21 protein-coding genes, 1 pseudogene and 2 riboswitches are annotated in these 23,195 nt (G+C 36.3%); of the genes and pseudogenes, 15 read left to right on the top strand and 7 right to left on the bottom strand.

Annotated elements, in window-relative coordinates; genetic code table 11:
- Position 1: 1 nt before the first annotated feature.
- The 3 genes from NSQ89_RS20335 to NSQ89_RS20325 all read left to right on the top strand — a co-directional run bounded on the left by NSQ89_RS20335 (position 2) and on the right by NSQ89_RS20325 (position 3,887).
- Positions 2 to 913 (top strand): PTS system mannose/fructose/sorbose family transporter subunit IID, encoded by a 912-nt coding sequence (locus tag NSQ89_RS20335; RefSeq protein WP_047943344.1) that lies wholly within the window; start codon positions 2 to 4, stop codon positions 911 to 913.
- Between the two features lie 124 nt (positions 914 to 1,037).
- On the top strand, positions 1,038 to 2,054 hold the full coding sequence (locus tag NSQ89_RS20330; protein WP_341133206.1) for an oxidoreductase: 1,017 nt from the start codon (positions 1,038 to 1,040) through the stop codon (positions 2,052 to 2,054).
- Positions 2,055 to 2,213: 159 nt separating this feature from the next.
- Positions 2,214 to 3,887, top strand: a complete 1,674-nt coding sequence (locus NSQ89_RS20325) for a ribonuclease J (protein WP_047943346.1) — start codon at positions 2,214 to 2,216, stop codon at positions 3,885 to 3,887.
- Positions 3,888 to 3,993: 106 nt separating this feature from the next.
- On the opposite strand, the gene NSQ89_RS20320 is transcribed toward NSQ89_RS20325, so the two are convergent.
- Positions 3,994 to 5,265, bottom strand: a complete 1,272-nt coding sequence (locus tag NSQ89_RS20320) for an FAD-binding protein (protein WP_095259358.1) — start codon at positions 5,263 to 5,265, stop codon at positions 3,994 to 3,996.
- A gap of 215 nt (positions 5,266 to 5,480) precedes the next feature.
- A riboswitch (cyclic di-GMP riboswitch) is annotated at positions 5,481 to 5,567 on the top strand.
- A gap of 127 nt (positions 5,568 to 5,694) precedes the next feature.
- Here NSQ89_RS20320 and NSQ89_RS20315 point away from each other — a divergent pair.
- The 8 genes from NSQ89_RS20315 to NSQ89_RS20280 all read left to right on the top strand — a co-directional run bounded on the left by NSQ89_RS20315 (position 5,695) and on the right by NSQ89_RS20280 (position 15,766).
- Positions 5,695 to 6,063, top strand: coding sequence for a hypothetical protein (locus NSQ89_RS20315; RefSeq protein ID WP_047943348.1), 369 nt, complete (start codon positions 5,695 to 5,697; stop codon positions 6,061 to 6,063).
- 55 nt (positions 6,064 to 6,118) lie between these two features.
- The gene (locus NSQ89_RS20310) at positions 6,119 to 6,829 is read left to right on the top strand and encodes a hypothetical protein (RefSeq protein ID WP_235850145.1); all 711 of its coding nucleotides are present in this window, start codon (positions 6,119 to 6,121) and stop codon (positions 6,827 to 6,829) included.
- Positions 6,830 to 6,875: 46 nt separating this feature from the next.
- Positions 6,876 to 8,063 carry a methyl-accepting chemotaxis protein gene (locus NSQ89_RS20305; protein ID WP_047943349.1) on the top strand — a complete coding sequence of 396 codons (1,188 nt, stop codon included), beginning with the start codon at positions 6,876 to 6,878 and terminating at the stop codon, positions 8,061 to 8,063.
- Positions 8,064 to 8,157: 94 nt separating this feature from the next.
- Positions 8,158 to 8,234, top strand: a riboswitch (cyclic di-GMP riboswitch).
- 309 nt (positions 8,235 to 8,543) lie between these two features.
- Positions 8,544 to 10,193 (top strand): pyridoxal phosphate-dependent decarboxylase family protein, encoded by a 1,650-nt coding sequence (locus NSQ89_RS20300; protein WP_341133205.1) that lies wholly within the window; start codon positions 8,544 to 8,546, stop codon positions 10,191 to 10,193.
- Positions 10,194 to 10,445: 252 nt separating this feature from the next.
- Positions 10,446 to 12,041: a DcuS/MalK family sensor histidine kinase gene (gene dcuS, locus NSQ89_RS20295; protein ID WP_047943351.1), complete on the top strand. Its 1,596-nt coding sequence runs from the start codon at positions 10,446 to 10,448 to the stop codon at positions 12,039 to 12,041.
- A gap of 1 nt (position 12,042) precedes the next feature.
- Entirely contained in the window at positions 12,043 to 12,750 is a 708-nt protein-coding gene (locus tag NSQ89_RS20290) for a response regulator (protein WP_095259355.1), read from the top strand.
- 194 nt (positions 12,751 to 12,944) lie between these two features.
- On the top strand, positions 12,945 to 13,913 hold the full coding sequence (locus tag NSQ89_RS20285) for a 2-keto-3-deoxygluconate permease (RefSeq protein ID WP_047943353.1): 969 nt from the start codon (positions 12,945 to 12,947) through the stop codon (positions 13,911 to 13,913).
- Positions 13,914 to 14,062: 149 nt separating this feature from the next.
- Entirely contained in the window at positions 14,063 to 15,766 is a 1,704-nt protein-coding gene (locus NSQ89_RS20280; RefSeq protein ID WP_341133204.1) for an NAD-dependent malic enzyme, read from the top strand.
- 85 nt (positions 15,767 to 15,851) lie between these two features.
- Here NSQ89_RS20280 and NSQ89_RS20275 read toward each other — a convergent pair whose 3' ends face one another.
- Together NSQ89_RS20275 and NSQ89_RS25435 are read right to left on the bottom strand one after the other, a co-directional pair.
- Positions 15,852 to 16,037 (bottom strand): hypothetical protein, encoded by a 186-nt coding sequence (locus tag NSQ89_RS20275; RefSeq protein ID WP_061801099.1) that lies wholly within the window; start codon positions 16,035 to 16,037, stop codon positions 15,852 to 15,854.
- Positions 16,038 to 16,864: 827 nt separating this feature from the next.
- A complete protein-coding gene (locus NSQ89_RS25435; protein WP_445668974.1) occupies positions 16,865 to 17,266 on the bottom strand; it encodes a YIP1 family protein in 402 nt (133 codons plus the stop codon).
- A gap of 259 nt (positions 17,267 to 17,525) precedes the next feature.
- Between NSQ89_RS25435 and NSQ89_RS20270 the strand changes: the two genes are divergently transcribed.
- On the top strand, positions 17,526 to 17,693 hold the full coding sequence (locus NSQ89_RS20270; RefSeq protein ID WP_341133203.1) for a hypothetical protein: 168 nt from the start codon (positions 17,526 to 17,528) through the stop codon (positions 17,691 to 17,693).
- A 350-nt stretch (positions 17,694 to 18,043) separates the two neighbouring features.
- On the opposite strand, the pseudogene NSQ89_RS25430 reads toward NSQ89_RS20270, so the two are convergent.
- From NSQ89_RS25430 to NSQ89_RS20255, 4 genes and pseudogenes are all read right to left on the bottom strand, one after another.
- A pseudogene (locus NSQ89_RS25430) lies at positions 18,044 to 18,203 on the bottom strand (transposase); the annotation flags it as partial.
- 74 nt (positions 18,204 to 18,277) lie between these two features.
- Positions 18,278 to 18,823: a DUF4372 domain-containing protein gene (locus NSQ89_RS25425; protein WP_445668973.1), complete on the bottom strand. Its 546-nt coding sequence runs from the start codon at positions 18,821 to 18,823 to the stop codon at positions 18,278 to 18,280.
- Between the two features lie 343 nt (positions 18,824 to 19,166).
- The gene (locus NSQ89_RS20260) at positions 19,167 to 19,715 is read right to left on the bottom strand and encodes a DUF2812 domain-containing protein (RefSeq protein ID WP_341133202.1); all 549 of its coding nucleotides are present in this window, start codon (positions 19,713 to 19,715) and stop codon (positions 19,167 to 19,169) included.
- On the bottom strand, positions 19,708 to 20,049 hold the full coding sequence (locus tag NSQ89_RS20255) for a PadR family transcriptional regulator (protein WP_341133432.1): 342 nt from the start codon (positions 20,047 to 20,049) through the stop codon (positions 19,708 to 19,710). The genes NSQ89_RS20260 and NSQ89_RS20255 overlap by 8 nt, the downstream gene beginning before the upstream one ends.
- Before the next feature lie 509 nt (positions 20,050 to 20,558).
- Between NSQ89_RS20255 and NSQ89_RS20250 the strand changes: the two genes are divergently transcribed.
- The 3 genes from NSQ89_RS20250 to NSQ89_RS20240 are packed head-to-tail and all read left to right on the top strand — an operon-like array spanning position 20,559 to position 23,180.
- Complete coding sequence (locus NSQ89_RS20250) at positions 20,559 to 21,341, top strand: sugar phosphate isomerase/epimerase family protein (protein ID WP_341133201.1); 783 nt, start codon at positions 20,559 to 20,561, stop codon at positions 21,339 to 21,341.
- Positions 21,338 to 22,147 (top strand): 5'/3'-nucleotidase SurE, encoded by an 810-nt coding sequence (gene surE / locus NSQ89_RS20245; RefSeq protein WP_251689532.1) that lies wholly within the window; start codon positions 21,338 to 21,340, stop codon positions 22,145 to 22,147. The genes NSQ89_RS20250 and surE overlap by 4 nt, the downstream gene beginning before the upstream one ends.
- Entirely contained in the window at positions 22,140 to 23,180 is a 1,041-nt protein-coding gene (locus NSQ89_RS20240) for an ABC transporter substrate-binding protein (protein WP_328283234.1), read from the top strand. The genes surE and NSQ89_RS20240 overlap by 8 nt, the downstream gene beginning before the upstream one ends.
- Positions 23,181 to 23,195 lie beyond the last annotated feature (15 nt).

The raw sequence follows: 23,195 nt of genomic DNA, 5'->3' as shown, positions 1-23,195 counted from the left end.
AATGGAAAAAGCATTTAAATTATCAAAAAAAGATCGTATTTCGGTTTGGTGGCGTTCCACGTTTATTCAAGGTTCTTGGAACTATGAACGTATGCAAAACGGTGGTTGGGCATTCGCCATGATTCCTGCAATAAAAAGATTATATAAATCAAAAGAAGATCGTGCGGAAGCGCTAAAACGTCACTTAGAGTTCTTTAATACACATCCTTATGTCGCTTCACCTATTCTTGGTGTAACATTAGCGCTTGAAGAAGAGCGTGCCAATGGAGCACCAGTGGATGATAAAGCAATTCAAGGGGTTAAAGTCGGAATGATGGGACCATTAGCTGGTATTGGAGATCCAGTTTTCTGGTTTACAGTGAAGCCAATCCTTGGTGCTTTGGCTGCTTCTCTTGCTTTAACTGGTAATATTCTTGGACCAATTATTTACTTCTTTGCTTGGAACCTTATCCGCATGGGATTCACTTGGTACACACAAGAAGTTGGCTACAAAGCTGGTTCAAAAATTACGGATGACTTATCTGGTGGGTTGCTGCAAAACATTACAAAAGGGGCATCGATTCTCGGGATGTTTATCCTCGGTGCACTCGTAAACCGGTGGGTATCGGTCAAATTTACCCCTGTAGTATCGTCAGTAGAGCTTGATGAAGGTGCTTATATTGATTGGGATAAATTACCTGCTGGAGCAGAGGGGATTAAAACCGCCTTGGAACAGCAAGCTGCTGGTCTTTCATTAGATCCAATAAAAGTAACAACATTACAAAGTAACTTAGATAGCTTAATTCCTGGTTTAGCTGGATTATTGTTAACACTTCTTTGTATGTGGCTGCTTAGAAAGAAAGTTTCTCCAATCGTTATGATTCTTGGCTTATTCGTGGTAGGTATTGTATTCCACCTAATTCACTTAATGTAAGTAAGACAATATAAAAGAGAAAAGCACCTCCTAGTTTTGTTTTTTTTAGGAGGTGCTTTTCACATGACAAATAGAAAGAAAAATGGGATAAATAGTATAATGAATAAATTACTAGGAGGCTGCTATGCTTACTATTGGTTATATTGGAAATGGGAAAAGCACAAACAGATATCACCTGCCGTTTGTATTACAAAGAGAGAATATCAAGGTAAAAACAATTTTTCAAAGAAATCCAAAGCATGAAAGCTGGGATCGAATTGCAGGAGTAAATTATACATCTGATTTAAATGAATTATTAAACGATAAAGACATTCAATTAATTGTTATTTGTACAAGACATGACAGTCATTTTGAATACACTAAATTAGCACTAGAACATGATAAACATTGTTTAGTTGAAAAACCTTTCATGGAAACTGCCGAACAGGCTAAAGAAATATTTGCATTGGCGAAGGAAAAGAATTTAATTGTGCAGGCATATCAAAATAGACGTTTTGACAGTGATTTTCTGACTGTGCAAAAGGTCATCGAAGAAGGAAAACTAGGGGACTTGCTGGAATTGGAGATGCACTATGATTATTACCGTCCTGAAGTACCAGAATCTGCACAGACCTTTAATCCAGCAGAGTCATTTTTATATGGACATGGCTGCCATACGCTTGATCAGGTTATCAGCTATTTTGGCAAACCTGATCATATTCATTATGATGTGAGACAATTATTAGGACAAGGAAGAATGAATGATTATTTTGATTTAGATTTGTACTATGGGAAGATGAAAGTTTCTGTAAAGTCTAGTTATTTCAGATTGAAAGAAAGACCAAGCTTTGTCGTTCATGGAAAAAAGGGATGTTTTGTGAAAGAAACAAAAGATCGTCAAGAGGAACATTTAAAATTATTTTACATGCCGGATAATAAAGATTTCGGGATAGATACGATAAAACACTATGGAGTATTAACCTACATTGATGATGAAGGGACAATCCATGAAGAAACAGTGAAATCGGTAAACGGCGATTATGGAAGAGTGTATGATGATTTATACAAAGCGATTATAAATGGGGAAGATAAGACCATAACAGACGAACAAACGTTATGGCAAATGGAAGTATTAGAAACTGGCATAAAAAACTTAAAATAGTGAATTTTGGATTAAGACCCCTTATTGGGGTTTTTTCTTTTTCTGCAGGAGCCTTTTCTTTAAAGTTTCTTAAGCAATAGATGTGTTTCTCTTCTTTTTGCATGAAAGCTAAATAAAAAAGAAATAATAACAATATTTAGTGCGATAAGGAGGAGAATAATGAAAGTGGATGAGAATGCTTTGTCGTTTTTTGCATTAGGCGGAATAAATGAAATCGGAAAAAATATGTATGTCGTTCAATATCAGGATGAAATTTTTGTTATTGATTGTGGAGGGAAATTTCCTGATGAAAGCTTATTGGGTATTGATTTAATAATTCCAGATATAACCTATTTGGAGGAGAATCAAGATAAAATAAAAGCTTTAATCGTTACCCATGGTCATGAAGACCATATTGGTGGAATCCCCTATATTCTAAGGAAATTAAGCATTCCTATTTATGCTACAAGATTTACCTTAGGTTTAATAGAGCTTAAAATCAATGAGCATAAGCTAAACGGAGAGACAAAATTAATAACTATTGATTCTAGCTCCAAGCTAGAGTTTGGAGAAGTGCAAGTTTCCTTTTTTAAGGTAAGTCACAGCATCCCAGACTGTCTTGGAGTTGTTTTCCACACCCCAGAAGGAAATATTGTTCACACAGGTGACTTTAAATTTGATTTAACCCCGGCTAATAACCAATATGCTGATATACATAAAATGGCGGAAATCGGGCAGCAGGGAGTTTTAGCATTAATATCAGAGAGCACAAATGCAGAACGAAAGGGGTTAACTCCTTCTGAACAAATGGTTGGTTCTCATTTAGATGAAGCCTTTATGAAAGCAGATGGGAAAATTTTCATTTCGACATTTGCTTCGAATGTTAATAGAATACAACAAGTAGTAGAGTCTGCTATAAAAACGAATCGTAAATTAGCATTGCTTGGCCGCAGTATGGTAAATGTGGTGAACGTTGCTATAGAACGTGGCTATCTTCATATGCCGGAGGGAATGTTAATTGATGTCAGTCAAGTAGATCAACTGCCAGTAGAAAAAGTTGCCATTCTCTGTACAGGTAGTCAAGGAGAACCAATGGCTGCTTTGTCACGTTTAGCAAGTGGGAACTTCCGCGATGTCACAATATATCCGGGGGATACCGTGATTCTAGCAGCATCTCCAATCCCTGGAAATGAAAAAGACGTCTCTAAAATCATAGATAATTTATTTCAACTTGGGGCAAAAGTAATTTATGGTTCTGGCAGTACAACCGGTATGCACGTTTCCGGTCATGGTTATCAAGAAGATTTAAAGCTAATGTTAACCTTAATGAAACCAACCTACTTCATTCCCATTCATGGAGAATCTCGTATGCTCTACCATCATCGAATATTAGCAGAATCAGTGGGAGTGGAAAAAGAGAATACTTTTATTATTAAAAATGGAGAAGTTGTCGATATCAAAAATGGAGTAGCCCGTCAAACACGCTTTGTCCCAGCAGGAGACACATATGTAGATGGGATGGGTGTTGGGGATGTTGGCGATATTGTGTTAAGAGATCGAAAGCAGTTATCGGAAGATGGGATGCTTGTTGTTATTATCACCATCAGCAAGGGCGACAGGAAGATTATTTCTGGCCCAGATACGATTACGAGGGGATTTGTTTATGCCCGTAACTCGGATGAATTACTGAAGGAAGTAAACCGTTTGGTCAAAAAGACTGTCAATGACTTGCAATCAGAGAATATTCATAAATGGAATGTAATGAAACAAAATATTAAAAAATCAGTTGGCCAGTATTTATTTAATCAAACAAAGAGAAAGCCGATGATTCTTCCAATTATTATTGAGATTTAGGATGTGAAAAAAATTATATTTTCTAAAAAGCAATGGGGGCAATAGATTAAGCATCCATTGCTTTTTAGTTTAGAAGCAGCCTAGCGACATTTTATTGTAAACGGATTCAATTCTGTTCGTTAAAAATATACCTATTCATAAAAGTATTGCGGAACTTACCTTGTGGGTCATACTTCATAAGTAAATGCTGGAATGCGGGCATTTTTTCATATAGCGATTGTATTTTGGAAGGGGCAGTAGTAAATAGCTTCCCCCAATGTGGCTTTGCTTGAAAAGGCTCGAGCTTGGATTCGATTAGCGGGAGTACTTGCTGAACTTCTTTCCACTTATCTTGCCAAGTAAAATGAATAGCGACGGAATCCTGTTTATAGGATGGACTTAACCAAAGTTCGTCCTTCGCAATTGTCCGCACTTCAGAAATAAATAAAAGGGGTGCAATGTATTCACGAATGTCACTAAGGGCACAAAGAGCGTTATAAGCATGTTCTCGCGGGAAAATATATTCACTTTGCAGCTCTTGTCCCTTACTTGGAGTGAAGTCCATTCGGAAATGTGGCATGCGGTCAAGCCAATCTCCTGGAACACCGAGCTGTGCCGTGCAATTAGTTGCAGCGACTCCTCGTACTGGATGAAGATTTTCTTTGGCTGCTTTTGCTCCGTAAAAGTCATCACCTAGTGAAAAAGTCTGGTCATTTGTCAGCTTGCTCTTTAACCACACTTGATTAAATGTTTCGTTCTGCCAATCTGTAAACAGACTGACACTATAAGCACTGGAAGAAATGATATCAAAATGATCAGCTATTTGAGCGAATGGAAGATTTTCATAAACATCTTGCCGCATTTGATGACTTGGATGAATAGCTAAGGTTAGTTTTGTAACAATACCAATTCCTCCTAATCCAACGACTGCACCATGTAATTCCTCTTCTGACTTTTCTCTTGAAAAAGTTATGATACTACCGTCCGCTGTAACGACTTCCATAGCGGAAACTGCAGCAGCTAAATTTTGATTGCGATTACCTGAACCATGTGTTGCTGTGGCACAAGCTCCAGCAATCGAAATGTGTGGTAGGGATGCAAGATTATGTAAGGCATAGCCATGCTGCTGAAGCACTTGGCATAGATCTCCATACTTCATTCCTGCTTCTACAGTTACTGTTTTTTCTTCCCTATTAATAGCAATAACTTTATTCAGTTTTTGCAAAGAGACGATATTCTCGTCTGAATCTGCGATGTTATTAAATGAGTGGCGAGTTCCAATTACACGAAGCTTTTTTAATTTTAAAACTAATTGTTGAATTTCCTCCACTGATTCTGGTTCGTGCCAGTTCGTCGTGCTATATTGATAATTACCTGCCCAATTCCTTTTCAATCCCATAACTTCACTCCTTTATTGGGTTTTTTATACATTTTAACTATATACGCAAGGAGAGAGAATTTTCAAATATTATCGTTTGGAAATTATAAGGTAATTAGACCTATTTTTTGTTTCTTTTATGTGAAGAGAAAATCCTGGTATCGACAAAAAATGACAAGTTCCTTATAATGGAATAGTAATATGTATATATGCTATTAGAACTATTGTTTTCCTGAAATTGAAAAAAGCAAACTTATCGAAAGGTAAGGACGCAAAGCTACGAGTCTAAAATCATCCTAGATAATGATAGTCGGGTTGCCAGGTATACTTTAAGCAATTATTTGGCTATCCCTATTTATGTATTAGGATAGCTATTTATTTTTGCTTTGGATTCGTGGGAGAACAATAAAAAATATAAACTAAACAAACTTATAGAAAAGGAGATTCGAGATGATTGTTGTAGACAAAAAGAAGTACAAAATGGAAATAGATGAAAACTCAAAAGAAGTACGTGTACAGGTACATGGATTGATGAGAGAGGAAGACGCAGAGGGGTATATGGTTGATTTACAGGATACGATAAGTAAAGTATCCAAAAAAGACTATACTTTTGTCGTGGATGGTACTCATCAAACGCCCGTTCCATCAAAGGTGGTACCTCAGTTAGAACAAACAATGCAATTTTACTCTAGCTTAGGTTTTAAGGATGTTCTTGTAATTAAGCCTTCGTCTAAAATTGCCCAAGTGCAAATTAGAAATGCCCTAGAAAGAATTGATTTTGCAGGTACATTTATTGATCGTGCATCTCATTCTAAGTAATGCCAGGTTGTAAATAGAAGGCTGTTTTTAATCGGATTTGAAGGGGAGTTATGAAGTGAAAAAGGTAGAAATGTCGTATAAATATGAAATTATAACAAAGGAACAAACGGAACTAATCGAAAAGGCTGCTGACTGTCTTGCGAGCTCATTTATTGGAGTGGATATAGCTGGGAAATGGGTTCAAGAGCCAATGGTTGGACAATTAAATATAGGCTATGATGATTTCTATCAGTTCACGAAAGATTATATAGATGCTACTGTGGAGCAGGGATATTGTGCAGTCGCTATAGATAATAATCAAAAGGTTGTTGGTGTTCTTGCTGGAGATACTAATGCGCCAGAGATTATTGGGGAAGATGTATTTGAAGGCACCTTTTTAGATATGAATGTTATTCTACATGTTCTTGAAGATGTAGATAAACGCTTTATGGAAGATTATAAGCAGCGTACTGGAAAAGAACTGCAGGATGGCGAGATACTTCATTTATTTATGTTAGGAGTAACTGCTGAACACGAGCGTCACGAAATTATTAAGCAATTAGGAAATAAATTAATAACGAAAGCATCTGAACAGGGATTAAAGGCTGTTGTAGGAGAAGCAACTAATCCTAAGTCTATACGTGTAATGGAAAAATATCACAATATGAAAAAATATAAAGATGTTAAAGGAAATTATATTGTTCATAGATATCAAGAAAATAGTAGATTAAAAGATATTCCTGCAACAATCGCTGACGGCACATATATCATTATGAAAGAACTTTAAAATTTCAAATGTCTAAACAAATATATAAATAGGAGAGTTATTTATTATGGAGGCTATATTGCTAGGTATTATTGTTATCTTATTGGTTACCACCGTGTATTTTGCTTATCGATATTTTACATTGAAAAACCATCCTCATATTAATAAAGAAATAATGAACGGGATGAAAGAAATAGCGGCAGGTAATATGAGCAGCAAAGTAGAAGGAGCAAGTTCTTATCATGCTACCTTTAATCAAGTAATTGAATTTTTAGAGCATGTGAGGGGAAAGTTCTTTTCTTTTTCCAAAAACGTACATAAAAAGGGAGAAAGTTTAACGGAGATCGGTGAATATGCGATGGAAAAGGCGGACATTGTAAGAGCTGCAATTGATGAGGTTGGCAGAGGTTTGCAGAAACAATTAGTCGCTACAGAGGAAAGCGCCCTTTCAATGGAGGAAATGGCTCAGGCGATTGAAGATTTGTCCATAAGATCCAATCAAATTTCTGAACAGTCCAATACTACGTTAGAATTAACGCAAGAGGGAGACGAAAAGTTAAAGGACTCTTTAGTGAAAATGAAGCAATTTAACCAAACAATCAATACGACTTTTCATGCGATAAATAATCTTGGTGAAAAGTCTAAAGAAATTGGTACAATCGTAAAAGTAATTACAGGGATTTCTGAACAAATTAATCTATTGGCATTGAACGCAGCAATAGAAGCAGCTCGGGCTGGTGAACACGGTAAGGGATTCGCTGTTGTAGCAGACGAAGTACGAAAATTGGCTGAACAGTCCCGTCAGTCCTCTTCAGAAGTATCCAATATTGTGAAAAATATTCAAGAAGAAACGAATATAGTTGTCAAATCAATGCAGCAGGGCACAGAAGAATTCAAAGAGACAAATACGAACATTCTAGAGGTTGGAACAATGTTTGAACAGATTTTGTCTACGACAAAGGTTATTGCGGAAAATAATGAAAATTCTTCTGCAAGTACAGAAGAATTATCGTCTGCTTCTCAACAAATCATGGCAACAATTGTACAGATAGCTTCTATCTCACGGGAATCGGTTGAAATGTTTGAGGAATTAATCGAAATCAGCGATGATGAATTACAAACAATTCAAAATTTAGTACAAGAAGCCGAAAATCTTTTAGAATTGAAAAATGATGTGGATAAACTATTATCTACGTGGAATCAAGAATCAGCACAAAACCCACATGCTGAAGGTGATGTTAGTGTAGCGGTTTAAGCTAGAAAAAAAGCTTCTCATCGGTAATCAAACTTGTGAGAAGCTTTTACTTTCATTCCACTTTTAACGTCAATAACAGTATTTTGTTATATTCCTTTGAAAATAGCAAACTCATTGAAACATGAGGACGCAAAGCTGCGGGCCAATTTCCATGGCAGCCGGGTTGCCAAAAAAGGCTGGATATTTGCTAATAAGCAATATATTGCTTTTTTATGTCCTCTTTCGTGTGGACTTTTTTATTTGGACTTTTGTCTCTAGCAGAAGGGAGTATATGCTGCAAAAGTGGAAAGGGAGTAATTATGTCACAACAAGAGCAATGGAGAGCAAAAATAGGATTGGCAGGGTAAGAATATGTATTTTTTACGTCCTGTTGAAATACATTGTTCCTATTGTCATAATTATCGTTATCTTAGACGCAGCAGGCCTATCAGGTTGATTATTACTTTGTTAAATAATAAGAAGCATTCAGGAGGTCAAATAATGAAGGAAATACAAGAATTGTTTCCTAGCATGGACGGAAATGACTTTCAACGAGAGGAATTGCTGTCCTACTTTAAGACAATTTTAACAAAAATAGATGAATTAAAGGATCCTGACAAATTAACACTTGGAGAAATGCCAGAGTACACAGAGGATTATTATAATCGTGTGATTCAAAATGCGAATGTTCCTCAAGCAGGTGTGTCGATCAATGAAGTAATCAAGGAGCTTCTAAAATTGGTAGAAGGTCATCGCTATGTCAATCGTAATTATGTGGCAAATGCAGCACCTTTGCCGAATATTGCTAGTATCATAGGTAATTTAGTCATGGTGCTTGTAAATGGCAATAACCTTTGGGATGTAGAAGGTCCAGCCGCAGCTACAGCTGAGGTGGAAATCACAAGTATGCTTTCTAAATTAATCGGATATGACGAAAATTTAAGTGCGGGCTATACAACATGGGGAGGACAAGGGGCTGTTTTCAATTCTTTACGCCTCGCTATTGCTCGTTATGCTCCTTCCTCTAACCTAATGGGCATTCCGAAAAATCTTTATTGCTTCTGTTCGGAGCTATCTCACTACAGCTTATATAAATCGGTAGAAGCTGCCGGAATTGGGGTAGAAAATATGGTTCGAGTCAAGGTGAACCAAGATCATTCTATGAATCTTGAAGATTTAAAGGAGAAAATAGAACAGGTTATTGCAAAAGGTGGGGTGCCTCTTTATATTCTGGCAACAATGGGTACAACAGATACCTTTGGAATCGATGATATAAAGGGAATTAAGCAGCTTGCGGAGGAGTTAGAACGCAGACATTGTCTAAGCCCGCTCTATATTCATGCAGACTCAGCGATGGGAGGAATGTATACCTTTTTTAATGATTATGATTTTGAGAGAAATCCTCTTCAATTGGAAGAAGTTGTTAAGGAAGTTTTGCAATCCTATCAACAGAAGTTTACACAGATCAAACTTGCTGATAGTATGGTATTTGATTTCCATAAGCTAGGACAAACACCGTATATTACGAGTTTATTTTTGGTTAAAAACAGAGAGAGTCTTAAGTATGTTGATTTAGACGAAGAGGAAACTCCTTATGTTGGCAATCGTGGTTACGGCAGCTATCATACAGGCTATACATTAGAATGTTCGAGAATGGGAAGTGCGTTAGCAATTTATGCATCGTTATTAGCATTTGGTGTGGAGGGATATCAAAAGCTGCTAGCTAACTATATTCGTGTGAATAGTAAATTTAGAGAGACGCTGACAAAAGAAATCCCGAATGCTGCCATTACGAATGAGGTTTCACCGATTACCACTTTCCGTTTTTATCCAGAAGAGCCAAAATGGATAGAAGAAAGGAACGGTCTTTTAACTGCTGAGGAAATGATTGAAATTAATCAATTTAATGATGCGTTTGCAGAAATAATCGGTGCTGAAAGAGATACGATCTTCTTTGGAAATACAAAAAAGCAGTGCCTAGTAAAAGCAGCAAATTCAAACAAGCAAATCCCTGTATATGCGCATAAATTTTTCACTATTTCGCCATACTCTACAGTAGAAGAGATTGACCGTTATGTGGCATTTTTAAAAGAACACTTATCATTTTTTATGAAAACAAAACCAACCTATGACAGCATTTCTTTGTTTTAAGGAAGGACTTTTTTTAATTACAAAAAGGCCCCATAGCTTATTTAAGTATATAATAAATTTAAAAAACTTTCTCTTAACAGGGGAAGGTTTTTTAGTTTTCATGGCCATATATATCAACAGATAGAAACTCTTTTATTAAATGATAGCCTTTATGATAGAGAATGGAGTCTGCTTCTATCCCTTTTTGAGCGCAGCAGTTTTTTATTTACGTATGACTAAAACAATTAACCCTATAACACTTTGGAGGAGAATATGAAAAAAGGCAAATTCAGTTTACAAGCTAGCATTATTATTTTTGTATGTATAGTTGTTGCATTGTCTCTTGGCATTACGGATTTGATTATCAGTAATAGTATTACCTCCAGCGTGGAAGAAACACAGAAAGAGAAGGCACTGAATGTTGCGAGGATGATGGCGATAACTCCGCAAGTAATAGAAGTTCTTGAAGGCAGAGAAAATACAGAAGATGTACAGGTGTTTGCCAATAAAATTAAAGCACAAACGAATGTGAACTTTGTTGTGGTGATGGATATGAACGGAAACCGTCTATCCCATCCGGAATCTAGTAAAGTTGGAAAGCATTTCAGTGGAGGGGATGAAGGACCAGTACTTAATGGAAAGGAATATGTTTCTATTTCCAAAGGAACGCTTGGAAAATCGATGCGGGCATTTACGCCAATAAAAAACGCTGAGGAAGAGCAAATTGGTGCAGTGGCAGTAGGAATTTCTTTAAAGAGTGTAACAGAAGCTGTCCACAAAGGACGGATGGGGATTGGAATAGGGACATTAATAGGAATTCTCATTGGCATAATTGGGGCTGTAGTGCTGGCGAGATATTTCAAAAAAATTCTGTTAGGGCTCGAACCCTTTGCTATTGCCAAGCTTCTGGAAGAACGAAGCTCGATGCTGCAGTCTGTGCGTGAAGGCATTATAGCCATTGATCAAGAGGGAAAAATCACGCTTGTGAACAAGGCAGCTAGTAAGCTTTTTCAAAAAGCGGGCATTGGGGAGGATGCTATTGGAAGGAACATTGAAGATTATTTACCAGAAACTCGGTTAACACGCATTATAAAATCCGGTGAAATGGATTTGGATCAAGAGCAGAACTTGCATGGGGTAACCATTTTGGTAAATAGAGTTCCTGTAGTGGTAGAAAATCAAGTAGTTGGGGCTATTGCCACATTCCGTGATAAAACAGAGGTTCAGCAATTAGCTGAGCAGCTGACAGGGGTGCGCAATTATGCGGATGCGCTCCGTGCTCAGGCGCATGAGTTTATGAATAAACTCCATGTTATCCTTGGTTTAGTTCGTACGGAACAATATGAAACCCTTGCTAATTATGTAAGTGAAACGGTTAATCACCGGGAAACAGAGGTAGGCTTTGTTACGAAGAAGGTTCAAGATCCTGTACTTGCTGGGTTTTTGATTGGTAAGCTAAGTTTTGCTAGAGAATCAGGCGTTTCCCTTTCCTTTGCTTGTGAAAATATCCTTCCAAAACCAGCAGACCCGGAGATTACAAATGAACTAATTACGATTATCGGAAATATCTTTGATAATGCAATAGAGGCAATGGTAGACAGCATAAACAAAAAGGTAGATCTTACCTTGGATTATGCAGAAGAAATTTTAACCATCGAAGTGAAAGATACTGGAATAGGAATGACGAATGCCCTTCAAAATAAAGTGCTAGATAAAGGCTTCTCTACTAAAGGAAATAATCGGGGATTTGGATTGTATTTATTGGCAATGGCGATTGAAAGGCTAGAGGGGGAACTTATTATTTCGTCCAAGCCTGGAAAGGGCACCACTTTTGCCGTATATATACCATATAAAGCAGAGGATGAATAAAATGATTAATGTGATGATTGTGGAAGATGATCCGATGGTAGCAGAAATTAATAAACGATACCTTTCTCAAATCAATGGGTTTCATTTAACTGCAACCACCAATTCAGTAGATGATGCGATTTCTTTATTAAAAAAAGAAAAAATAGAGCTTATCCTTTTAGATATTTTTATGCCTGGTAAGATTGGACTGGAGCTATTAGCTTATCTACGAAAAAATGATCTTGCTATTGATGTTATCGTGATTTCAGCTGCTTCTGATCTTGAGCGCATTAAGAAGGCTTTAAGACATGGTGTAGTCGATTATTTAATAAAGCCATTTGAGTTTGAAAGATTTAACACAGCACTGACAACTTATCTAGAACAAACTAGGATTACCAATAAGCAAGCTTCCATTAGTCAACAAGAGTTGGATGCGCTTCTTTTGCATCGAGAAGAAACTGTGACAGTGGAAGAATTGCCGAAGGGATTAACAAAGGATACGTTAAAACAAGTATGGGAAGCAGTTCAAAAATTAAAAGAGGAACCCTTTTCGACCGATGATGCTGCGAACTTAGTAGGTATATCAAGAGTATCTGCTAGAAAGTATTTAAATTTCTTAAAAGATTTAGGAATACTGGAAGTTAAGGTAATCTATGGAACGATTGGAAGACCTGTTTATCAACATGAATATAATCGATTAAAAGAACACAGAATAAAAAACTTTTTGTAAGCAGTATGAAGGCTGCTTACTTTTTTTATTTACAAAAAGAATTATTAAACTTTCATAAACTATGAAAGCGTTTAACAGGGGAGTAAGATGAACTTGTAAAAAACAAAAGCAGTTTGAGCATAACAATCTCAAACGTATTGATAAAGGCTCAAATGAAGTCGATAGGGAGTAAAAACTTTGTTAGGAGGATTAAAATGCATATTCCAATTAAGAAGACACTTGATAAAATTCCAGGTGGTATGATGGTTGTACCGTTATTTTTAGGGGTATTAACTAACACATTTTTTCCGCAATTTTTAGAAATTGGCCATTTTACAACAGCTTTATTCAGCAAGGAAGCATCATCCACCATTCTTGCTTTATTTATGTTTCTGATTGGTTCACAAATTAATTTCAAACTTGCCCCAAAGGCAATCAAAAAGGGTGCCATCTTACTAACAGGTAAATTTATAGTAGGGGCAGGGATAGGGATTGCAGTCGCCATGTTTTTTGGACCTGCTGGAATATTAGGGTTATCACCATTGGCAATTCTTGCAGCCCTATTAAATGCGAATGGAGGATTATATGCATCGCTTGCTTCTTCCTATGGTGATGAAACAGATGTAGGAGCATATGCATTATTTTCTTTAAAAGACGGACCATTTTTCACGCTAGTTGCACTAGGAGCATCCGGACTTGCAGCCATTCCTTTCCAGGCACTTGTAGGTGTCTTAATCCCAATTTTGATTGGAATGATTTTGGGAAATATTGATCCGGACATGAGAAAGTTTCTTGGTAGCAGTAAATTATTATTAATTCCATTCTTTTCTTTCCCATTAGGAGCAGGAATGGATCTTAGAACCATTGTAGAAGCAGGAGGACCTGGATTATTACTAGGATTAATAGCCGCATTTACAGGAATTGGAGCTTATCTTCTTTTGAAATTATTTAAAGAAAATCCAATTGTTGGCTTAGCAACAGGCTCTACTGCTGGGAATGCTGTCGCTACACCAGCTGTGGTTGCAGCCGCAGATCCGACCTTATCTTCTATAGCCCCAGCAGCTACTGCTCAAGTTGCAGCAGCATGTGTTGTATCTGCCATTATCTGTCCGATTATTGTTAGCTATGTATTTAAAAGGTCGCAAAGAAAGAAGACTAAAAAATCGATGGCGAGTGCAGCATGACAGGTAAAAAGGAGTACTGCATTATTTAGTTACAAAATAATGAATTTAAGTTAAATAAACTAGTGAGAAAGTACAAACAGTAATAACATAGGAACAAAAGAAAGCGATCTTTTGATCATCATTTTAAATAGAAAGAAGGATCACCCACAATGACTGTGTCAGATAATGTAATTATCACAACATTAAAAGGAAAAGAAATTCTCTCTAATCCCTTTTTAAATAAAGGAGTAGCTTTTACAAAAGAGGAAAGGGAAGACCTTGGTCTAGACGGTCTGTTACCGCCCCAAGTACTTACGCTTGATGAACAAGTAAATAGAGTCTATGAGCAATATTTAATGCGGACCACCAACCTTTTCAAAAATGGCTTACTGAATGACTTATATAACCGAAATGTCGTTCTATATTACCGACTTTTAAAGGAACATCTTGCAGAAATGCTGCCGATTGTTTATACACCGACTGTCGGTGATGCTATCCAGTCTTACTCTCATAGCTACCATCGTCCAGAAGGATTATATCTTTCCATTGATCATTTGGAAGGGGTGGAAAAGGCGTTTCGTAATCTAGGAAAAGCCAAAAATGATATAGATTTAATTGTTGTCACTGATTCGGAAAGTATCCTTGGTATTGGAGATCAAGGAGTAGGTGGTATTAATATTGCAATAGGAAAACTAGCGGTATATACAGCTGCTGCTGGTATTGATCCTAGCCGAGTTCTGCCGGTTGTACTAGATGTTGGTACGAATAATCAGTCCTTAATTGATGACCCTATTTATATTGGTAATAAGTTTGCCCGTGTTCGTGGAGAACGTTATGATCAATTTATTGATTTATTCATTCATACCGCAAGAAAGTTTTTCCCAGAAGTACTACTTCATTGGGAGGATCTTGGCAATGTGAACGCCCGCAATATTTTGGATAAATATGGGGACAAAATTCTTACTTTTAATGATGACATTCAAGGAACAGGTGCTGTAACGCTTGCAGCGATTATGTCTGCATTAAAAGTAACAGGCGGTGCATTGAAAGATCAGCGCATCGTTGTCTTTGGCCCAGGGGCTGCAGGAATCGGCAATGCAGACCAAATGGTTGATACAATGGCTCTGGAAGGACTTACTAAAGAAGAAGCATATGAGCGTTTCTGGGCGATTGACTATCGAGGATTACTAACAGATGAAACACCAGATGTTTTGAAATTTCAAATGCCTTATGTAAGAAGAGCAGAAGAAGTCAAGCAATGGAATCGAAATGAGGATGGGATCATTTCTTTAATGGAAGTAGTTAAAAAGGTGAAGCCAACCATCCTAATTGGCACTTCTGGCCAAGCCGGTGCTTTTACGGAAGAAATCGTGAAAGAAATGGCAAAGCATGTAGAACGTCCTATCATTATGCCGATGTCCAATCCTACTAATCTTGCTGAGGCAATGCCGGAAAACTTAATTAAATGGACGGACGGAAAAGCATTAATTGCAACAGGAAGTCCGTTTGCTGATGTAGAATATAATGGTGTTTCTTATGAAATTGGGCAGTCGAATAATGCATTTGTCTTCCCGGGTTTAGGGCTTGGAGCTATTGTTGCAAAAGCGCAAATTATTTCCAAAGGAATGTTTGCCGCAGCCGCCAATGCGGTAGCCGAGATGTGCGAAACGAACCAACCAGGGGCATCGTTACTTCCTTCGATTGAGAAATTACATGATGTATCTATCTATGTGGCAGTGGAAGTCGCAAAAGCGGCTATAGAGGAAGGAATTGCAAGAGCCGAGATTACGGATGTAACAAAGGCTGTGGTTGATGCAGTTTGGCAGCCTGAATATAAGAAAATTAAGAGTGTTGGAAATTGGGCCAATGTTTAATGAAACTATAAATTAGAAAAAATGCCTCTACTCCTGGTAGAATCGGATTGCTCGATTAGCCAGTGGCAGCAGGCATTTTTATTTTTTAAAATTCATGGTTTTCTTTCTTTTTTCTATATTTTATAACATCCGTAATTACCCATAGAGGGATAATAAGAACGACAAAGGCAATTTTTAACCAATAATCAACAACACTAAAGAGAATAAAAAGCATAAATAGAGCATAACAAACAAATTTCAAAACTAAATTGACTAATTCAGATTTAAACATCGTTATCAACACCATTCGCTATTTTTACTATCCTATACGAATAACGAAATCAATAAGTTTCGTTAACCTCGAACAAAATCCGCATTTACAAGCACAATTTCTGATTTATTTATTTTTCAATATTAAAGCAAGCAGAAAAGCGTTCTCTATGCCCCAAAGGAAGAGGAGGAACGGAAAAGGTGAAGAGTATTTTACTCCTCACCAGCTTCAAAAGATGCAAAATGCCTAGAATACATCCTTTTGATTAACAACATTGTAATATATGGGTAAGCTGCATGCCTTAATAGGGCACGTACGGTTGGATAAGGGAGAAGCCATGAGAATGGTTTCCCTACTTCATTAGATTTGGAATATGTCGGGAATTTGATACTGAAAAATGTGACTTGTAAACAACTGTAGTTAACACCGAAGAAACAAATAACTAATCTATAGAGCTTTTTTAATCTATTTTATAGTATAGGTTTAATCCAAATAGGTTACATATAATCAGTTAGACGAATATCCATTAGCTGTATAAATTCATTTATTTCATGCTACATTACTGTAATTTAAAACAAGTATTTTGATAGAGTAATTTGCAATACAGTTCTTAGATTATTGATGATTCATTGCAGGATTGCTGTCAAAATATTTATTAAGCTCAAGAATATATTAATTACAATTGCTATAGACCAGGAGTAACCCTTTGAAAGGTTGGCCACAGTTTGGAGACCGATAGCAGTGAGTATCAATTGCCAAATTAAAAATATCTCAAAAGGTGAAAGAATTGCTCTTAATAAATCAGATGAAGGATTGATAATGCCTGATAGACTTGTAAAGGTAATGTTCTAATCAAGAATTAGAACTAATATTGCATTTAATATAGTTCCTAAGATGCCAATAATACCTATATGTATATTCATAGAAAGAAATGTTTTATAAGTCACATTAGATTTTTTTAGTTTTGCAAATATTAATTGTACAGCTGATAAGAGAAACCAAGTTAGCGCAGTTCCTAATATCATGCCGAATGAGGAAGTTATACCAATTATTACTTTTATAAACATCTGCATATTTTCAACATCTACCTCTAGATCTTGTGGTAGTTGACTAGCTAACTTACTGATATCTAATGAAATAGTAACGATAATAGAACTTAATAAAGTAAGGATAAGAGAAAGAATTATAGGGACAAGTATCTTAGGATTTTTTCTGATTAACTTGAATTGTTTAAGAGGAGCATTAATCATTTAAAAAAAAGAAGGTTTTTCTTTTTTTTAAATGGGTTGTTCTGTTTCTAATTGCATTCTACACACACCCTTTTTTATTGTTTTCCAAAGAATTCCACGTTAATTATTGAATAGTATGTATATATTTGTCAATATAAAATTGTTAATTTATCTTAAAATGTGAGATTTCAGGAAAAAAGGTTCGTTTGTTCATATGTCTACAATGGTAGAATTATATTGTGTAGTGAAAATATCTAGAACCTAGGAGGGATATTTGATAATGAAGATGAAAATGTTGAATTATTTGACATGTCTATTACTTGTAGGGTTTGGAACGTATAGAATTATTAATAATGGATTTGCGTTAATACCAATTATAGTTGTTATTCTAGGGATTATATCCTTAGGCTTTGCTATTTATAGTGAAAACTATAAGAGTGAAGAATAATAGCGTAATTATTTTGAAAATAGGAATAATTTACTGTTTTGTGTAAATTTTATCACTAGCGTCGCATAAATGAGTTCTGAATTTTCAGTTTTCATCTCCTCTCATTTTAAAGAAGAATTGAAAAACCAAAGCTGAGGTAGTACACATCCATTTTTTTACTATAACCTGTGACTTGTGCGACAACGACTGTAAAAACCTTTATGGAACGCTCTTTCCTTTGATTTTACGTAACCATATGCGTGCGGAATTCCATAGAGTAGCTTTTAAATAGCGACTAATCTGTAAATAACTTCGGTCGCTATTCGTGTTCAGCTGCGCCAATACGTTCAAACCATACACAATCATCGCAATATACACTTGATTGTGTACCGCCTGTTCACTATGACCGTAAAACTTTTTGATGTTCCAATGTTGTTTCATCCATTTAAAAAAGAGTTCAATCGCCCAACGAGATTTATAGATTTCTGCGATTTCATCTGCACTTACATCAAATCGATTGGTTAGTAAGGTTAGCTCGTTTCCTTTTGTATCAAGTAATTTTAGCCGACGAAACACGTTTTCTGAACGATTTTGGGTCGTCCCAATCACCACGATTTCATCTGTTCGATGGCATTTGTGATGACCGAACGATCAGGATAAGAAAACCCCTTTTCCATGAAAACAAGGCGTAAGTGAAGCTTTACACCTGATTTTGTCTTTCGGAACTCTGCCCATTTATGGTTGGTTAAGTTCAGGGGTAATGTACTTGAATCCATGATTTTCAGTGGTGTTGTCGTTTTTCTTCTGTTTTGAAAATCCGTTTTTTCATGAATTTGAGCGACCAAATCTAGAAAAATCGTTTGAAAGAACGTCGTTGGAATCTGATGTAATCGTCTTCCAAATTGGGAGAAACTAATCGAGTCAAGGCCTGTTGCACGTTGGAGATCCTCTGAAAATACAGCATCGCTTAACGCTCGTAAACTCTCTGTTCCCAGGAGTTGAGTATACAAAAGTAATTTCATAAAGGAAGACATGTGTAACTTCTTTGTATAGTAATTTAATTGATGGGTTTTCACCAGCTCCTTAAATAAGGAAGGGTTAAGTGGTGAAACCCATTGTTCAAATGATGTTTTTCGTGTAAACTTATCCATGCATATGTCCTTTATTTTGGATTTGGATAGGTTACTACCGCCAACCATTATAAAGGATTTTTTTGTGGAAAAATATAATTAAAGAAAATTCTGATTAATGATTCGTGTTTAATTATTTTAATGCGACGCTAGTGAATTATTCTAAAAGATAAAATATTTATAATTAATAGGATGCTCATTATTTGAGGTTACTAAGAATAATCAATTTCTGCTTAGTGGCGGCTAAGTAAATATTGACTATTCTTAGAGATTTATTTAATCGCAATTTTTTCACAAAAGGTTAATTGGCTATTTTACTTCAAATATTGATATCTTTATTTATAGGGAGATTACTGGAGAACGCTTATTTATACAAAGTTTTTTTTCTCTTTAAGTGGTTGATTTTTCTTGTAAGTGGGAATGCCATAGTAAGAAAGAAGAATCCGATGATTATTAAAATAATGTTTAAAGTGAAATCAAACTGACTGATGTTTCCTGATAAAATGTTTTGAAATAGGCCGGGTAAAATAAAGATTAAGGCTAGGATGTACCAAATAAAATTAACCCTTTTATAATGTTCAATTTGTGAATCGGTATCAGAATAGATTTCAAATTCACCTAGGGAGGATTCCCTTCTAAAATAGTGCCACCTTTTGATTGATGCTATCGATTCAACTTTCAAATCTTTCATTAATTCCAGATAGAACTCCTTTTCTTTTTGAAAAATTTCTTGTTGGAGAAATTCTATTCTGTAAATATAGGTACCAGGCTTACAGCGTTCAAAAATATAATATCCGTCTGAAATATCATGAAGTGCATAGCCTTTATCACACATATTGTTTAACCAAGTCTCTTCTTTTTCTATATTAATAAAAAGATTTTTTAAGAAACTTCTCTTCATTTTTTTAGTCATTTTTCTGGCCTCCAGTAATCTCTAATCCGTTTTGATACAGCTCCTTTAATCTTGATATTTCTGCTTCTATTACTTGATAGCCGATTTCGGTTATCAAATAAACCTTTTTTCTTTTTATAATATCCGTTTCATTAAGCTCAATCCAGCCTTTACCTAATAGTGCTTTAATTGCACCGTAAAGTGTGCCGGGGGCTAAAGTTATACGATTGTTACTAAGCTTTTTTACAAATTGCATAATACCATAGCCATGTTGAGGCTTCATAAGAGATAGTAATATATAGTATGTTGTTTCTGATAAAGCTGCGTGGTTATTCTCTTCTGATATTTTAATCACCTCCAAACAAAATGAATATATCCTTAAGCGTTATATCGCCATGCGATGTATATAATTATTATATCGTTTGACGATATAAAGTCTACATAAATAAAAAAAAATTACTTTATCTATATATTTTTATTTTTCGAAACAAAAGTCTCATATTGTATAGTAATTGGAGGTTCTAAAGTTGACCTTCATATTCGGAGAGCATTTTTTTGTTAATGGAAAAACTTAATTTTATTAGCTATTGGGAATATCCCTCTGCTTCTTCAAACTAACTTAAGCTTCTTTTCCACACTTAAATTGCAGTGTATTTTAATCTAGTGTAAATAATTTACGCTCCTTTTACAAAAACTCACTTTCTTCTTGTAAAATCAATCCCTCTTTCTACAATAATCCAAAATTTATTGATAATTTCTTTACAATACTCCCCAAAGTAGCTTTATATTTATTTTCTAAAATTAAATTAATAGAGGAAATAACATTTTATAGATAGTGTCTATCAAAAGGAGTGAGGTACTTTTATGCATTTTGCTTCCACACTAGCTTGGGCTTATCCGGTAGATCAAGTGGTCCAGCTTGCTAAGCAGAGCGGGTTATCAGGATTAGAAATTTGGGCAGAACATGTGTGGTTTCACGGTACAGATCCAAACAAAATTCGTGAAGCGAATCGGGATCAGTCTATCAACCTAACCATGCATGCAGCGAGTTGGGACTTAAATATTAGTTCTTTAGAAAAAGAAATAAGAGAAGGCTCTGTAAAGCAGATACGGAATTCTATTAAGTTAGCAGATGAGATAGGGGCAGACTCGATAACGTTTCATCCGGGGAGGTTGACACTTCCGCAGATAAAACAGGAAATATACGAAGCTTTCATGATGGAATCCATTTTTACATTAATCGAAACAGCAAAGCGGTACAAGAAAACCTTAAGCATAGAATTGATGGAGGTAAAGACAAAGGAATTCGTGACAGCTCCGGAAATAATGAATCGATTAATCGCGAGCTTCTTACCGGAACTGAAAACAACCTTTGACGTTGCTCATATTTCAGAAGGAACTCCACAGCAAGCCTTTGCTCAGTTAATAAATGTGGACAAAGTTCATGTTAGTGACAATTCACGAGCGCAGCTGCATGTTCCTCTTGGTATGGGTATTCTGGATAGAAATATGCTGAATGAATTCATATCGATAAATGATCTTCCTGTTGTAGTAGAGGGCTTTGATGCATCAGAAAGTTTAAACTGGTGGAATCATAATCTTCATTATTTAAAAAGCCTGGAAATGATGAAGGGGGTACCGCAATGAAAGTGCTCGTAACAAACGATGATGGTATTTTCGCTCCAGGTCTTCAGGCTCTAGTTGAAGTGCTTCAGCATTTTGCAGATGTTTATGTGTCCTGCCCAGATCAGGAAAGAAGTGCTGTCAGTCATTCGATAACATTAAGAGTTCCTTTAAAAGCAAAACCACTACCGCTTTTTCCTGGTGTAAAAGGGTGCTGGGCTGTTAATGGAACTCCGGCAGATTGCGTCAAGCTTGGAATAGAAGTGCTGATGAAAGAGTCGCCAGACTTTGTTGTTTCAGGAATAAATCTTGGACCAAATTTAGGGCGTGATCTTTATTATTCAGGCACCATGGCTGGAGCGGTGGAAGGGCAGCTTTATGGAATTCCAGCTGTAGCAGTATCATTAAATGCCTTTTCTGATATGGATATCAATTATGAGAAAGTAAAAAAGCTGCTTTATCCTATTGTGGAAGTACTTCTGCAAAACAAGATTCCTAAAGGAGTTTTTCTTAATGTGAACTTACCATACCTTTCAAGGGAAGTTTATAAGGGAGTACGTATTGTCCCTCTGGATATGGATGTTGCCAGATATTCATATGTTGGACTGAATGATCCACATGGACAAGTGTACTACTGGCTGAAGGATCAGCTTCACAATATGAAGGACCTTAATGCAGATAGTGATTACACCTTGTTGAGAACAGGCTTTGTGACTATATCACCGATTGAGTTTAGAACATTTCATAGAAGAAAAAAAGAACAAATTGAACGTTGGTTTGCTCATTTAAATATTGCTGGTACAGATGAGGAGGAAATAGATTATGCGTAAGTGGATGCTTGTATTAATGTTTGGAATATTGATGGTTTTTGCAGCAGGCTGTGGCAGTAAGGAAAACAGTGAGCCCGGTAATGCATCTAAAGATACAGGTTCATCAGAATCGAAGCTAGAGGGATCCCTTCATTTTTATACCTCACAGCCCGATGCTGATGCTGCTAAATTAGTAGAAGGATTTCAAACTAAATATCCTGATGTAAAGGTAGAAACATTCCGTTCCGGAACAGAGGAAGTCATTTCAAAAATTAAAGCGGAAAAAATGGCTGGCAAGATTCAAGCAGATGTTCTATTGGTAGCAGATGCAGTAACATTTGAAAGTTTAAAAGAAGAGGATATGCTCAAAGCATATGAATCAAAAGAAGCTGCTGAAATTCCTGCTGAGCTTGTGGATCCAGATCGTACTTACTATGGAACGAAGGTCATGGCAACTGGATTAGTTGTAAACACGCAAAAAGTAAAAGAAATGCCAACAAGCTGGAATGTCCTTACTTCTAAAGAAGCAAAAGGAAAAATTATTATGCCAAGTCCATTATATTCTGGTGCTGCTGCCTATAATTTAGGAGTGTTCACTCGTCAAGATAACTTAGGATGGGACTTTTACAAAAATATTGCTGCAAATGATGTAACGGTTACAAAAGGGAATGGCGATGTACTTAAGGGTGTTGCTGGTGGAGAAAAAGACTATGGGATGGTTGTAGATTATCTAGTTACACGCGCGAAAGCAGAAGGATCTCCAGTGGAGCTAATTTATCCTGAAGAAGGGGTGCCAGTTATCACTGAACCAATAGGAATTATGAAAGACGCCGAGAATTTAGGGGCAGCAAAGGCCTTTGTTGATTTCGTTCTATCCGAGCAAGGACAAAAGCTTGCTGCCGAGCTTGGATATACACCAATTCGCAAAGGAATTGAAGCTCCTGAGGGACTTAAAACGATTGATGAAATGAAAGTCCTTTCTACTGATGTGCAAGAATTATATCGTGCCAGAGATGGTGATAAGAAAGAATTTGAAACAGTAATTAGTGAATAGAACACTTTTTATGAA

The organism is Niallia sp. FSL R7-0648, assembly GCF_038007005.1.
Lineage (GTDB): Bacteria > Bacillota > Bacilli > Bacillales > Cytobacillaceae > Niallia > Niallia circulans.
This window is presented reverse-complemented; position numbering and strand designations above follow the sequence as displayed.